The sequence below is a fragment of the Nocardia alba NBRC 108234 genome (assembly GCF_001612665.1).
GTDB lineage: Bacteria > Actinomycetota > Actinomycetes > Mycobacteriales > Mycobacteriaceae > Nocardia > Nocardia alba.
Genome location: NZ_BDAX01000009.1, coordinates 161,584 through 176,124 on the forward strand (window position 1 = coordinate 161,584; position 14,541 = coordinate 176,124).

Annotated in this window: 13 protein-coding genes; 3 read left to right on the forward strand and 10 right to left on the reverse strand. The window is 69.1% G+C overall.

The genetic code is table 11. The annotated features are described in order from the left end of the window. Positions 1-46: 46 nt before the first annotated feature. Positions 47-541 (forward strand): MarR family winged helix-turn-helix transcriptional regulator, encoded by a 495-nt coding sequence (locus NA12_RS11385; RefSeq protein ID WP_067449139.1) that lies wholly within the window; start codon positions 47-49, stop codon positions 539-541. Here NA12_RS11385 and NA12_RS11390 read toward each other — a convergent pair. Continuing rightward, the gene (locus NA12_RS11390; RefSeq protein WP_084472678.1) at positions 534-1,382 is read right to left on the reverse strand and encodes a DoxX family protein; all 849 of its coding nucleotides are present in this window, start codon (positions 1,380-1,382) and stop codon (positions 534-536) included. The genes NA12_RS11385 and NA12_RS11390 overlap by 8 nt on opposite strands. A 171-nt stretch (positions 1,383-1,553) precedes the next feature. Between NA12_RS11390 and NA12_RS11395 the strand changes: the two genes are divergently transcribed. Beyond that, positions 1,554-2,675: a PQQ-dependent sugar dehydrogenase gene (locus NA12_RS11395; RefSeq protein ID WP_067449141.1), complete on the forward strand. Its 1,122-nt coding sequence runs from the start codon at positions 1,554-1,556 to the stop codon at positions 2,673-2,675. Between the two features lie 106 nt (positions 2,676-2,781). Here the strand turns inward: NA12_RS11395 and gatB are convergent, their stop codons facing one another. From gatB to NA12_RS11435, 9 genes are all read right to left on the reverse strand, one after another. Next, positions 2,782-4,305, reverse strand: a complete 1,524-nt coding sequence (gene gatB / locus NA12_RS11400; RefSeq protein WP_067449143.1) for an Asp-tRNA(Asn)/Glu-tRNA(Gln) amidotransferase subunit GatB — start codon at positions 4,303-4,305, stop codon at positions 2,782-2,784. Positions 4,306-4,350: 45 nt separating this feature from the next. Continuing rightward, positions 4,351-5,727: an alpha/beta hydrolase family protein gene (locus NA12_RS11405; RefSeq protein WP_084472680.1), complete on the reverse strand. Its 1,377-nt coding sequence runs from the start codon at positions 5,725-5,727 to the stop codon at positions 4,351-4,353. A gap of 55 nt (positions 5,728-5,782) precedes the next feature. Beyond that, positions 5,783-6,817 carry an ATP-dependent 6-phosphofructokinase gene (locus NA12_RS11410; RefSeq protein ID WP_067449504.1) on the reverse strand — a complete coding sequence of 345 codons (1,035 nt, stop codon included), beginning with the start codon at positions 6,815-6,817 and terminating at the stop codon, positions 5,783-5,785. Positions 6,818-6,845: 28 nt separating this feature from the next. After that, positions 6,846-7,733, reverse strand: a complete 888-nt coding sequence (locus NA12_RS11415) for a hypothetical protein (RefSeq protein ID WP_067449145.1) — start codon at positions 7,731-7,733, stop codon at positions 6,846-6,848. 108 nt (positions 7,734-7,841) lie between these two features. Beyond that, complete coding sequence (gene fdhD / locus NA12_RS11420) at positions 7,842-8,651, reverse strand: formate dehydrogenase accessory sulfurtransferase FdhD (protein ID WP_067449146.1); 810 nt, start codon at positions 8,649-8,651, stop codon at positions 7,842-7,844. A 124-nt stretch (positions 8,652-8,775) separates the two neighbouring features. After that, entirely contained in the window at positions 8,776-8,946 is a 171-nt protein-coding gene (locus NA12_RS34135) for a hypothetical protein (protein WP_165914747.1), read from the reverse strand. A gap of 66 nt (positions 8,947-9,012) precedes the next feature. Then, positions 9,013-11,934 (reverse strand): protein kinase domain-containing protein, encoded by a 2,922-nt coding sequence (locus tag NA12_RS35045; RefSeq protein WP_207905555.1) that lies wholly within the window; start codon positions 11,932-11,934, stop codon positions 9,013-9,015. A gap of 100 nt (positions 11,935-12,034) precedes the next feature. Further along, positions 12,035-12,724 (reverse strand): response regulator, encoded by a 690-nt coding sequence (locus NA12_RS11430; RefSeq protein WP_243654691.1) that lies wholly within the window; start codon positions 12,722-12,724, stop codon positions 12,035-12,037. Then, on the reverse strand, positions 12,721-14,031 hold the full coding sequence (locus NA12_RS11435) for a sensor histidine kinase (RefSeq protein WP_165914748.1): 1,311 nt from the start codon (positions 14,029-14,031) through the stop codon (positions 12,721-12,723). Before NA12_RS11435 ends, NA12_RS11430 begins: the two co-directional genes overlap by 4 nt. A 156-nt stretch (positions 14,032-14,187) precedes the next feature. Between NA12_RS11435 and NA12_RS11440 the strand changes: the two genes are divergently transcribed. Next, entirely contained in the window at positions 14,188-14,511 is a 324-nt protein-coding gene (locus NA12_RS11440) for a hypothetical protein (protein ID WP_067449150.1), read from the forward strand. Positions 14,512-14,541: the final 30 nt, after the last annotated feature.

Below are 14,541 nucleotides of genomic sequence, written 5' to 3' on the forward strand. Positions count from 1 at the left end.
AAGTAGATTGTGGGCAATAGGATGTCAAACGATGCGAAAGGAACCTATGAGCCAGGCGGACGCTCGCGCCCAGTACGAACGAATCCACGAAGGCATGCGGGCCTACGGCGCAAGTTACCGGGAACTCGCCCGCCGGTTCGCGACCTGGCTCGGGCTGCACTCGACCGACGCCGAGGCGCTGATCGAGATCCTCACCGCCGAGGAACGCGGGAGCACGCTGTCACCGGCACGGCTGAGCGAACGGATCTCGTTGTCCAACAGCGCCACCACCGCGTTGCTGAACCGGCTGGAACAAGCCGGTCATATCGTGCGCAGCCGAGAACACGACGACCGTCGCGTCATCACCTTGCGCAGCACACCCCGTATCCACACCCTCGCCAACGACTTCTTCGGTCCACTCGGCACAAAGGTGGAAGGCACGGTGATGGGAAAATACTCCCCCGCCGAGCTGCGCCGATTCGAAGCCTTCCTGGCCGACATCCACGCCACGATGACCGTCCACCTGGCCGAACCCGCACCGCCGCGGCCACGGCTCAGTTGAAGGGGCCGATCCCCGTCAGGGGGTTGCCACCGTGGAGGAACCAGAAGGTGAGGACAGCGGCGGCGATGGCCAGGACGACCACCACGAAGGAACCGTACGCGGGGCGGGTGGCCCAGCCCCGGGTGCGGTCGAAGGACCAGCGGCCGGGGCCGGTGAGGATGATCGCCAGGGCCGCACCGGCCAGGACCGAGTCGAGTTCGACGCCGGTGGGGGTGCCCGCGTTGTATTGGAAGCCGGGGACCATGCCTTGCTTCCACATCCAGGCGTTCAGGATCGTGGCCAGGACGGCGCCCGCGGCGAGCGGGGTGGCCAAGCCGATCACCAGCAGGATGCCGCCGCCGAGTTCACCGGCGATCACCAGTGCGGTCGACAGTGACGGATAGTCCCAGCCGCCGCTTTCCATCATGGTCTTGGTGCCGTCGAGGCCGGGACCGTGGAACCAACCGGTCAGCTTCTGCAGGCCGTGATAGATGAAGGTATAGCCGACCACCAGGCGCAGCACGAACAGACCGAGGTCGAGGGTGCCGCGACGGGCCTCGCGGTTGCGGCGCTGCAAGCGGACGGTGTCCGCCGAGGCCGCGGACGCGGGCGGAATCGTCGCGTACCCGTAGTCATCGCCGCCGCTACGACCGGTCGAGGCCGCGCTCGCACCGGGAACCTCGTCGCCGGGATCGAGACCGAGATCCTCGTCGGTGCGTGGGACATCCTTCGGATCCGTCTTACGCATCTGCGTCGTCGGCGAATCGAACGGGCTGGTCACCGGACGACCCGCCGCCGACGCGCCCTGTCCGGCCGCGGCCGGACCTTCGGCCTTCGGAGTGTCATTCGACTTGTCGGTCACCGACCCAGCTTATGACGCGGTGTGCCGGTGCGCCGTCCTTCACCACAACGGGCGTGTCAGCCCCGCTCGACGGTGAGTCGTCGCGGACCGATGCCCGCCGGGCGTCGCTGACGGCGTCGTTCGCAGCGACGGGCGTGTCAGGCCCGCACCGGTGCCGGTAACGTCTGAACCATGAGTTCGGGAATCGCGGGCCGCGTGGCAGTCGGGGTGGCACTGAGCACCGTTTTGCTAGCCGGGTGCGCCCGTTTCGACGAGTCGGCGTCGAGTCCGTTCACCACCGAACCGCAACTGGGTGGGTCCGGCGCGCAGCCGAAGAAGCCACAGGACGACCCCTCGCAGCCGCCGCGGCCGACCGGACCGTGTATCGATCCCGATCCCAATGTCATCGCCACCTGCATGGAATCGGGGGCGGGGCTGATCGCGGTGGGCGAGGGCGCCTTCGTCGCCGAGCGCAAGACCGGGCGGATCCTGCAGGTGAAACCGGTCGACGCGAGCACGCCACAGGAGACGCCGGTGGAGATCGCCAGCGTGCCCGTCGACGGGTCGAGCGACGGCGGCATCTCCGATATCGTGCTCTCCCCCACCTTCGGTGAGGACGGGCTGATGTACGCCTACATCACCACCAGCAGTGACAACCGCGTCGTGCGACTGTCCAAGGGCGGCGCGGCCAAGCCGATCCTCACCGGAATTCCCAAGGGCGCCAACGGAAATCGCGGCGCACTGGAATGGTCGACGCCGACGCAGCTGATGATCCTCACCGGTGACGCCGGAAACCCCGGCGCCGCAGCCGATCCCGGCTCGCTCGGCGGCAAGCTGCTTCGCCTCGACTCGCCGTCCGCCGGCGCGAACAATCCACAGGTGGTGGCGTCGGGGATCGGCTCGGTCGGCGACATCTGCCGCGACGGCAAAAACGGCATGTGGGTCACCGACCGCACCGCCGCCGAGGATCGCCTCCAGCATCTGAGCGTCGACGGCGCCCTCAGCGTGTCCTGGACCTGGCCCGACCGGCCCGGCGTCGGCGGCTGCACGGCCACCGGTGACGGTGTCGGCATCGCACTCGGCGAGGGCAAGGCGCTGGCCGCCGTCGCCGCGGACCCCACCACGTTCGCCGTCACCACCGCCCCCACACTGATCGCGCAGGACAAGTACGGCAAGCTCCTCGGCGCCACCGCCAGCGCCGACGGCAGCATCTGGGTCACCACCACCAACAAAACCGACGGCACACCAGGCGAATTCGACGACCGCGTCGTCCGCATCCCACCCCCGCAGGGCGGAGCCGGCGGCCCCGACTAAAGGCACAGATCTCGCACGCACATGGGTAACTCACCGGGTACGGGCGAACCGATCCACTTCCCTTCCGCCGGTCGCCGACGGAAGGGAAGTGGCGCCCAGGTCCGGCCTAAAGACTCGGGGAGGCGGGCGAGCACGCCGCGATGACCAGGTCGCGGACGCGGGCGGCGTCGGCTTGGCCGCGGGTGGCCTTCATGACGTCGCCGACGATCTTGCCCGCGGCCTGTACCTTGCCGGAGCGGATCTTCTCGGCGATGTCGGGGTTGGCGGCGAGGGCCTTCTCGACCTCGGCCTGCAGGGCCGAGTCGTCGCTGACCATGCCGAGGCCCTTGGCCTCGACGATGGCGGCGGGCTCGCCCTCACCGGCGAGAACGAAGTCGACGACCTGCTTGGCGACCTTGTTGTTGACGGTCTTGCTCTCCACCAGCGCGATCACCGCGGCGACCTGGGCCGCGGTGATGGGCAGGTCGGCGAGGGCGATGTCGCGTTCCTTGGCCTTCTCGGTCAGGTAGGCGACCCACCAGGAGCGCGCCTCGTTGGCGGGGGCGCCCGCGTCGACGGTGGCGATGATGAGGTCGAGGGCGCCGGCGTTGACGAGGTCGCGCATGACCTCGTCGGACAGGCCCCACTCGGCCTGGATGCGGGCGCGCACCAGCCACGGGTACTCGGGGATGGTGGAGCGCAGTTCCTCTACCCACTCGGCGGCCGGGGCGACGGGCTCGAGGTCGGGCTCGGGGAAGTAGCGGTAGTCCTCGGCGGTTTCCTTGCGGCGACCGGCGGCGGTGGACCCGTCGGCTTCCTGGAAGTGGCGGGTCTCCTGGATGATCTCGCCACCGGCGGTGAGCACGGCGGCCTGGCGACGCATCTCGTAGCGCACCGCCACCTCGACACTCTTGAGCGAGTTCACGTTCTTGGTCTCGGTGCGGGTGCCGAATTCCTTGGCGCCGATGGGCATCAGGGACACATTGGCGTCGCAGCGCAGCGAGCCCTGCTCCATCTTCACATCGGAGACGTCGAGCGAACGCAGCACCTCGCGCAGCGCGGTGACATACGCGCGAGCGACCTCGGGCGCGCGCTCACCGGCGCCGGTGATGGTCTTGGTGACGATCTCGATCAGCGGCACGCCCGCGCGGTTGAAGTCGAGCAGCGAGTGACTGGCGCCGTGGATGCGTCCGGTCGCGCCGCCGACGTGCAGGGACTTGCCGGTGTCTTCCTCCATGTGCGCGCGCTCGATCTCGACACGGAAGACGGACCCGTCGTCGAGGGTCACGTCGAGGTAGCCCTCGGTGGCGATCGGCTCGTCGTACTGGCTGATCTGGTAGTTCTTCGGCTGATCGGGATAGAAGTAGTTCTTGCGCGCGAACCGGCCCCACGGGGTGATCGAACAGTTCAGCGCGAGACCGATCCGGATGGCCGATTCGATGGCCTTCTCGTTCACCACGGGCAGCGAGCCGGGCAGGCCGAGGCACACCGGGCACACCTGGGTATTGGGTTCGGCACCGAACTCGGTGGGGCAACCGCAGAACATCTTGGTCGCCGTGGACAACTCGACGTGGACCTCCATGCCGAGCACCGGCTCGTACCGGGAGATGACATCGGCGTAATCCATCAACTCGACCGTGGGTGCACTCATGACGCTCAGTCTAGGTAAGCCCGCTGACGCACTCGGCCGGTGGTCCTAGCGGGGCGGGACGCGCTGGGTGAGCCACTCGGTGACATAGGTGAGCACGGCCGGGTCGATGGTCGTCTCGATGGTCGCGTATTCGCTCGGCTTGCCGGTCGCGGTGGGCTGCATCAGGTGGTTGAGGCCGGGAAAGGTGTGCACGGTCGCGTCGGTGGCGGCGAGGTTCTCGCGCATCGGAGGTTCGTTCTGGCCGGCGACGACCTGCTGGTCCTTGTCGCCGAAGAACGCCAGCACCGGCACCCGCAGCGCCCGCAGCGTCGGTTGTGGGTCGTGGGTGATGAACGAGGTCATGTACGGGGTGTTGAATCCGTCGATCACCTCCTGGGGCGCGCGTTCGGCCACCGGTAGGGAGTCGTTGTGTCGCTGGGTGAAGGCCCGCGCGCCCTCGATATCGCCCGCGCGCAGCAGCCTCGACCATTCGGCGACGTAGGCGACCTGCTGGTCGATCTGGTTCTGTGGTGAGCCTGTCGAGGCCATGATCACCTTGTTCTGTTCGATCAGCACATCGGCGCCGGGCACCGAGGGGCCTGCCATCAGGATCGCGAAGGCGATATCGGTGCCGGGCAGCGCGGCGACCATCGGCGCGAGGTAGCCGCCTTCGCTGTGCCCGAACAGCCCCACCCGAGCGGGATCGATCTCGGGGCGGGTGCGCAGGAACGCGACGCCGGCGGCCGCGTCGGCGGCGAGGTCGGGGTAGGTGGCCTCGTCGAGAGTGCCGCCGGTTCCGCCGACGCCACGGTCGTCGGCGCGCAGCACGGCATAGCCCGCGCGAGTGAAGGTGTCGGCGAGCAGCCGGAACGGGCGGTGGCCCATCAGCTCTTCGTCGCGGTCCTGCGGTGCACTGCCCGTGATCAGCAGCATGGCCGGGAACGGGCCCCTGCCTTCGGGCTCGGTGAGCGTGCCCGCGATGGTGATGTCGCCGTTGCGATAGGTGACGTCCTCGGCGCGGTACGGGTACGGCGGTTTCGGGTCCTGCGGTCGGGGCAGGCTCTCGATCTTGCCGCGCCGCAACGTGATCGGAGCCCTCTCCCCGGATTGCACCCAGTGGCCGGTGAGCCGGTCGCCCTCGAGCCTGCCGTGGAAACCCGCATCACCGGGCGCGCCGGGGACGGTGAACTCCACCCGGTCCGGTTCGGTGCGAACATCTTTCAGCGGCGCCGCGTTCACACCCTGCACCGGGATATCGATGGTGGCCGACCCGTCCTCGGCGAAACTCACCCCGATCGCGATCGGCTGCCCCGGCACCTCGATGTCACCGTGCCAGCTGCCGAGCGCCGAGGGGGCCGCCACGTTGTCCGAGGATTCCGAACAACCCGCCACCAGCGCGGCGACGACGAACAGAACCGAAACGATCACTCGACCGGTGCGCATGCGCCCACGGTACCGACGCCCGCCGACAATGCTCGAGAACCCGAGCTCTCGGGGCTCAGCCGAAGAACGCCGATGCCTCGCTGAGTCGTTCCGGCGGAACGCGTTTGAGCTGCTTGGTGGCCTCCGACAGCGGAACCAGCCCGATCGTGGTGCCGTGCAGCGCCACCATCTGACCGAAATGTCCCGCGTGCACCGCCTCGGCCGCGTGCACCCCGAACCGCGTCGCCAGAATCCGGTCGTAGGGCGTGGGACTGCCGCCGCGCTGGATATGGCCGAGCACCGTGGTGCGAACTTCCTTGCCGATGCGGCGTTCGATCTCCGACCCCAACTGCTGGGCGACGCCGGTGAACCGCTCGTGGCCGAACTCGTCGATCCCGCCCTCGCGCAGGGCGAATCCGGAATCGGGCGCGGGATGCGCGCCCTCGGCGACCACGCAGATGAAACTCTTCTCGCCCCGCTGGAAGCGGCTCTTGATCATCGCGCACACCTGCGCCACCTCGAAGGGTTCCTCGGGCACCAGGGTCAGATGCGCGCCTGCGGCGATCCCGGAGTTCAGCGCGATCCAGCCCGCGTGGCGGCCCATCACCTCGACCAGCATCACCCGCTGATGGGATTCGGCGGTGGTGTGCAGGCGGTCGATGGCCTCGGTGGCGATCGACAGCGCGGTGTCGTGACCGAACGTGACGTCGGTGCAGTCGATGTCGTTGTCGATGGTCTTGGGCACACCGACCACCGGCACGCCCTCGTCGGCGAGCCAGCTCGCGGCGGTGAGGGTGCCTTCGCCGCCGATGGGGATCAACGCCTCGATGCCGTTGTCGTCGAGGGTCTGCTGGATCCTGGGCAGACCGGCGCGCAGCACGTCGGGGTTGGTGCGCGCGGTGCCGAGCATCGTGCCGCCCTTGGTGAGCAGGCGGTCGGTGCGATCATCGTTGTGAATGGGAATCTTTCGATTCTCGAGTAGGCCGCGCCAGCCGTCCTCGAAACCGACGATGGCATCGCCGTATCGTCCGTTCGCGGTGCGGACCACAGCCCGGATCACCGCGTTCAGACCTGGACAATCTCCGCCTCCGGTCAAGACTCCGATGCGCATGGCGTCCATCTTGCCGCACCGGACCCGATCAGGGGCAGTGACCTCCGGCCAGCTCGCTCAGGTGTCCCGAGATGAGCGTCGCCATTTTGTCGAGCATGGCCATCCCGTCGTTGAAGGTGCCCGAATCCGGCTGTGCGGCGAACGCGATCGCGATCCGGCCGGTGGGCGAGTCGATCAGACCGAACTGGCGGACCAGGTACTTGCCCGCCGGGTCGGGCCCCCACCCGCCTTTGAACTCGGCACTGCCGAACGCGCCGAGACCCCAGTGCTGGCTCGCGATGATCTGCTGCATCAGCCCGACCACGCGCTCGCTCTGCGGGATGCACGGCAGCTGTGAGGCGAAGCGCACCTGGTCGGCAAGTGTCCATTCGGCCTGTCCGTAGATCGAGGCGTCGGCGCGGGTGCGGGTCTTCGGCACGGCGGTGCGGACGTCGCCGCCCTCGCGCAGCACATTCTCGACCGCTTGAGCCGCGTCGGCACCGCCGCCGAGCGAGGCCCACAGGGTGTCGGCGGCACCGTTGTCCGAGGCGGTGATCGCGGTGGCGGCGTACGACGCGTAGGTGGCGTTGTTGCGCAGGGCCGCGATGGCGAGCGGCACCTTGATCGTCGACCACGCCGGACCGGAGGACCAGTTGCCGAAGGTGACCATCTTCTTGCCACCCACCGGCATGATCGCCAACCCCGCGCTACCACGGGAACTCTGCTGGAAGCTGGTGAAATCGGCGGCCAGGCTGCCCGGCACCGCGATGGAGAAAGTCCCGTTGTCGGCGCCGGGATCGACGACGGCGGCCGGCGTGGTAGTGGCACTGGACCGAGCGGTCTTCGGCACGGTGCCGCAACCCGCGGTGGCGAGCACGGCCACGCCCAGCAACGCCGACAGCGCCACCCGGACACGATGACGTCGTTCATTGTTCATTGTGCGAAGCATGTTCTTTTGAAAACTCCCCCGGGGCGTTCGGTGCTGGCGACCCGTACCGTTACCGTACTGCGACATATGCCGATCGCCCACTCCGAGCACGAACCCTCAGGTCAGACGATGTTCGCCCGAATAGATATTCATCGTCTCGGCACGCAGGAAGCCGACCAGGGTGAGGCCGGACTCGACAGCCACGTCGACGGCCAGCGCACTCGGCGCCGACACCGCCGCCAGGATCGGGATCCCGGCCATCACCGCCTTCTGCGCCAGTTCGAACGACGCGCGACTGCTCACGACCAGCACCAGATCGTGCGCGGGCACCCGATTCTCGCGCACTGCCCAGCCGATCACCTTGTCGACGGCGTTGTGCCTGCCGATGTCCTCACGCAGGGCGAGCAGCGTGCCATCGGTGGTGAACAGGGCCGCCGCGTGCAGGCCACCGGTGGCCTCGAACAACTTCTGGCCTGCGCGGAGCTGTCTCGACAGGTCGGTCAGGACGTCGGTGCCGATCGACCCCGACGCGTGCGGGATCGGGAAGCGGGTGTGGGTGCGCACTTCATCCAGCGCGGTCTTACCGCAGAGGCCGCAGGCGCCGCTGGTGAGGAAATTGCGGGTGTGGATCGGCACCGGTTCACGCAGGCTCAGATCGAGAACGTTGTAGGTGTTGTGGCCGTCGCTGTCGGTGCCCGCGCAGTAGCGCGCGGTGACGATGTCGTCGGCCGAACCGATGATGTCCTCGCCGAACAGGAACCCGTGCACGAGGTCGATATCGTTGCCGGGAGTGCGCATGGTGACGGTGAGCGATCGGCCGTCGACCCGGATCTCGAGCGGCTCCTCGACGGCGAGCGTGTCGGGTCGCTGGATCCGCCCGGCCGGGGACAGCCGGGTCGTCTTGCGCCGTGCGGTAACTCTGCTCATCCCATCACTCTGCTCACTGCGCGGGTTCCGATCGAACGCGGGTCGGGCGATCCGGTGATCGACGCTCGATCGGCGGCGAGCACCGAACCGCCGGGGAACCCCTGCGACGGCGTGGGAGGTGCGGTCAGCCGTCCTGGTCGTCGGCCGCCTTGTTGCGTGCCTTCGCGATCTCGAGCGCCCGCTCGGCGGTGGCCTGGTCCGGGTAGGGGCCCATGCGGTCGCCGTACCAGCACGCCTTGCCCTGTTCGGCCCGGTGGTGCTTGATGCAGTAGTACCACTCGTTGTCGTCAGCCATGCCGACAGTATGCAACGTCGGCCGTACCGGCGTCTCGTAGGCGGGCGAGCTCGCGGTCGTTGTCGGTCAGTAGACGTAGACCACGGCGTTCTCACCGCCGGTGCAGGTGACGAGTTTGCCCTCCGGTGCGCACGTCATCGTGTACGTGCGGCCGGTCACCGGGCTGGCCGCCACCACCGAGCGGGCGCCGGAGCCGCCGCCCGCGTAGGCCTGCCTGACCGCTTCGGCGAAACCACAGCTGGTGACAGTGCTGCCGACGGCGACCTTGCTGTAAGAGCCAGTGGCGGAATCGGATTCACAGGGTTGCGCGCCCGCGGGCAGGGTGACCGCGCCGGCCGAGGTGGTCGGGGCGGCGGTGGTGGCACGCGGGGTGGTGCCCGCGGGCTGACCGGAACCGCCCGGCGCCTGCGAAATCGGTGCGGCCGTCGAGGTCTGGGCGGGTTCGGCGGCCGACATCATGCGCCAACCGACCGCACCCCCGACTGCCAGTACCAGGACGGCGAAGACGCCGGCCAGGACCGGCAGCAGGACCGATCGTCTGCGCCCCGAATCCTGATGCGCCCAGGCCGGATCGGGCCCGTAGGACGGGTCAGGGCCATAGGCGGGCTCGGGCCCGTAGCCGGGATCGTAGGCCGGATCGCGGTAGGCGTGATCGCCGTAGGCACTCGGCGGTTCGTCGTAGTCGGAGTACGCGTTCTCCTGGCCCGCGTACTGCCGGGTCTCGGCCGAGCGCTGCGGGTCGTCGAACGCCGACGGGGCCTGATGCGCGGCGAAAGGCGCTGCGCCGCCACGGTATTGATGGGTCGGCTGGGAGCGCTGCGGATCAGGTTCGCCGTAGTGCTGGGTTGGCGCCGATCGTTGCCTGTCGACGGGGTCGAACTGCTCCGTCGGCGGAGCGTACCGGTTTGGAGAGTCACCGACTCGGTTGTCGACATCGTCATCGAAACGCTCAGCGGGATTGCCGAATCGTTCCCGCTGATCGTCGGGATCGCCACCGAACTGCTGCGTCGGCGGCGCGAAGGCGGCCGGTGCCGCGACCGGGGTGTAGTGCTCGGTGGGCGGACCGAACGCGTCGGCCCTGCCGGAGCCGGCCGCGAATCCGTCTGCCGGTGGGCCGCCGAAAGGCCCCGCGGGACCGGCGAACCGATCCTCTGGCTCGTTCCGGTCCGTACCGAACCGCTGGGTCGGCGCGGCGAAGGGAGCGGACGGGATCGGGTTGGATACGTCGAATTCCGGTGTGGGAACGGGGAATCCAGGGTTGGGGTTCGATTCCTGCGGGTGGTACTGCTCGGTCGGCGGGGTGTACGCGGCCGGGATGGGATGTTCGGTGGAGTAGCGCTGCGTAGGCGCGGCTCGGTGGGGGTCGGACTGGGGCTGGAGGCGGTGCGGGCCGGTGGGCGCCGGGTAGGGAGTGGGCGACGCGGGACGCTGCGGTTGCGGCAGGGGCGCCGACGTTTCCCCCGGCTGGGCGCCGTCGTAGAGGTGCGCGTCGGGGAAGGGGCGCATTCGGGGCAGCCCCTGGTCGGGGGTGTAGGCCGGTGGCGGCTCGGGGGCCTGCGGCTCATCGGCCGACGGGAGGGGGGCGAAATAGGTGTCGGCGGGCCGGATCTCGGCGGGGCCGGTCGGCTGGATCACCGCGGGCATCGAGATCTCCCCGGTGCCCTCGACGGGAACGCGACGGAACCCGGTGGTGTCGTTCGCCCCGGGGCGCGCCTCGGGTGGGCGGATGATCAAGGTGGGCTGGGCGCCCGTCGCGGTCGACTGACTGCGCGAGGTCTCCACGCCGCCGGTCGCGGTCACCGCGCCGATCACCCGGAACTCCCCTGTCGGCGTCGGCACCTGCGCGGCGTCGCCCGGCGCGTCGGCGTCGGGTACGCCCTTGCGAGCGCCACTCGCGGCACCGATGGGCACAGCACTCGCGGGACCGTTCGCGGACCCCGCGGGCACGCCACCCGGCGAACCGAGCGGTCCACCACGCTCGGCGCCGACAGCACCACGTCCCACCCCGGCGGCGAAACCAGTGGCGGCGGCGAAACCGCGCCCCGGCACGGGACCGGGGCGGGGTTGGGTGGCACCGGGCGCGGCGGAGTCCCGCAGCGTCGGACCCGACGGAGAATACGGAGTCACATCATGACCGCCGGGGACCCGGCGGGCACCCGAGTACGACGCGAAAGCGCCCGGGGCGGGCGCAGACACGCCGACTTCCCGCACGGCGGAGGCCAGCGCTCGACGAGCGGCCACGGCCAACGCCCCGGCCGACGCGTAACGATCGGCCGGGTCCTTCGCCATACCGGTGGCGATGACGTCGTCGAGTGCGCCGGGTATCCCGTGCAGTAGCTCGCTCGGCCGCGGTGGGGTCTCCGACAGATGCGCGCGGACCAGCACGCTCATGCTCGCGGCGGGGAAAGGCGAAGCGCCGGTGAGGCATTCGTGCAGGACGCAGGCCAGCGAGTAGACGTCGGCGCGGTGCGAGATCGGGCCGGCGTCGAAGCGTTCGGGCGCCATGTAGATGTAGGAGCCCACCGCCACCCCGGCCTGGGTCACCGCGCTGTCGCCCTCGGTGTGCGCGATGCCGAAGTCGGCAAGGTAGGCGAAATCAGCGGGGGTGACCAAGATGTTGGCGGGCTTCACGTCGCGATGCACCAGCCCACCGGCGTGCGCGGCGTCCAGCGCGGCGGCGATCTGCTCGACGACGGCGACCGCGCGCTCCGGGCTCATCGGTCCGCCTCCGCGCAGCACGGTCCGCAGATCGGATCCGGGCACCAGGCGCATATCGATGAAGAGGACCCCGTCGATCACCCCCCAGTCGTGGATCGGGATGACGTGCGGTTCGGCCAACTTGGCCGCGGCCTGGGATTCCCGGCGGAACCGGACCTGGTACGCCGGGTCCTGCGCCAGCTCCACGGCCAGCAACTTCAGAGCGACCACACGGTCTTTGCCGGTGTCGTAGGCCTCGTAGACCTCGCCCATTCCGCCTTTGCCCAGCATCGACCGCAACTCGTACGGGCCGAATCTGCTCCCCGTCCGTGACCCAGGTGCCTGCACCAGCGTCCGCCTCCCACTTCTGGCAGGTCCGTGGACCTGCTTCTCAGTAGGAAGATTCTCCCGGTGTCACTATGCCGTGGTCAAACGCGAACACGATCGCGGCGGCTCGATCACGCAGGTCGAGCTTGCCGAATATGTGTCCGACGTGGCTTTTCACCGTCACTTCCGAAATGCCGAGCTCGGCGGCGATCTCGCTGTTGACCCGGCCCGCACCGATCAATTCGAGCACTTCGTACTCGCGGGCGGTGAGTTCGCCGAGTCGGCGATCGGTTCGGGTACCGACCGGTTTGACTGTTCGGTACGCCGCGAGCACCCGTCCCGTCACCGAGGGATCGAGCCAGGCGCCACCGCCCGCCACGGTACGGACCGCGCGGATCAGGTCCTCCGCGGGCGAATCCTTGAGCAGGAACCCGGCGGCGCCCGCGCGCAGCGCGCCGGAGAGCAGTTGATCGTCGTCGAAGGTGGTGAGTACCAGCACCGGCGGGGCGTCGGGGCGGGCGCGCAGCAACCGGGTCGCATCGATGCCGCCGACCCGCTTCATCCGCAGATCCATCAGCACCACATCGGGTCGTTGCGCGGCGACGGCGGGCGCGACCTCGTCGCCGTCGGCGCACTCGTTGACGGTGAAGCCGTCACGGCGGCGCAGGATGCGCCGCAATCCCCCGCGCACGAGTTCCTGGTCGTCGACCACGAGCACTGTCACCAGCTGCTCGATCGGCGAAGCGGTTGTCACGTCTCCTCCTGTTTGATCCAGAGCCGACCCGGCAGCATGGCCGAGAGGGCGGCACACGAGCCCGTTCGCAGCGGGAAGCCGACCCGTACGATCCAGCCGCCATCACCGTTACCCGCGGTGATCGTCCCACCGAGCAGTTCGGTGCGTTTGCGCATCCCGCGCAGTCCCATGCCTGCGTCACGGCGCGGCGGCGGACCGAACGGCAGTGGGTTGGCCACGACCAGCGTGGCGGCCTCGGCGGTGACATCGAAACGAACCGTCGCCGGAGCGTCCGGCGCGTGTTTGATGACGTTGGCCAGCGATTCCTGACCGATCCGGTAGAGCGCGTGGCCGATGGCGCCGGAGACGGTGGTCAGTTCGCCGGTGCGCGCGTAGTCCACGGTGAGCCCGGCGCGGCGGAAGTCGCCGACGAGTTCGTCGATATCGGCGGCCCCCGGTTCGGGTGCCAGCTGCGCCGGGCCCGCGTCGAGCATGCCGACCGTGCGTCGGATGTCGGCCATGGCCTGGCGGCCGAGGCGTTCGGCCTCGACGAGCGCCTCCACCGCCTCGGTGACATCGTCGTCGGTTTGCAGCGCGCGGCGGGCAGCGGTGAGGTGCAGCAGGGTGATCGAGAGGGAATGGGCGATCACATCGTGGACTTCGCGGGCGATCCGGCGGCGTTCCTCGTCGGCGGCCTGACCGGAGCGGATCGCGTGATTCTCCCGCTCCTGGTACAGGAATCGCCGCTGGTACTGCAGCATCACCCCGACGAACATGCCGAGCAGGATGCCGATGATGTACATCGGTAGCCCCTGCAGCGGCTGTTCACCCCAGTGCACGTGCCCGGCCACGTCGAACGCGACCAGTTCGAGAATCGCGAGCAGGGCGAATCCGATCGTCCACCCGCGCGAGGCGACCGCGGCCACTTCACCGGCGACGATCACCAGGACGAACGGCGCGAAGTCGGCGCTGACCGGCTGTAACAAGAACAGTGCGCAGGACGCCAGCGCGCTGCCCTTCAGCAGCGCGGGGTGCGGATTCATATGGAAGATCGCGAACAGGGGGATCGGCAGGAACGCGGTGGCCATCGCCACCAGCGGCAACACGCTCGGGAAGTACGCGTGTCGTTGGATCACAGCCGCACCGGTGACCACCAGCAGGGCGAGATCGGCGGCCAGGATCACCGCGGGCGGATAGTCGTAGGGCAGCGATTCGATGCGTTCGCGAACCGTGGTGAGCAACCGCGACACCCCGGCCCTGGCCGCGAACCGCTGCCGCAGGCTCACCTGGCCCGGCGCCTTCGCGGGGATGGCGTGGCTCACATCCATGCGTCAAGGCTAGTCGCCTCGCACCGGGCGAGCATCGTCCCGCGAACGGTACCGATCTCCTACCTGGGTAGGAGAAGAAGACAGGTCCCCGGCACGACGATTCGGCCGATCACCGCCCGTAGCGTTCGATTCACCCGCTCACGGAAGGTGAAGCCCATGACCTGGACCGAACTACACCACCGCACCGAGATCGTGCACACCGTGCTCGCCAGGGCAGCGATCGACCCGAACGACCCGGCGCTGTTCGCCGGTATCGCCGAACTCGACACGCTCTTCGGCGGGGTCGACGGCCTACTGCGGGCCCTGGCCAACCGCTGGGACAATCATCTGCGCGTCAAACTCGAACTGGCCGAGATCGACGGCCGCACTCCGCTGGAGGCCTATCTCGAACTGGCCGCCGAACAACCGGCTCTGCGCGGGCTTCTCGACGCCCACCCGGCGATCGGGCAGACTACCCGCGAACGCGCGCTCGCACGCTGAAACTCGCTGAACTCGAAACTCCCTGGGGGA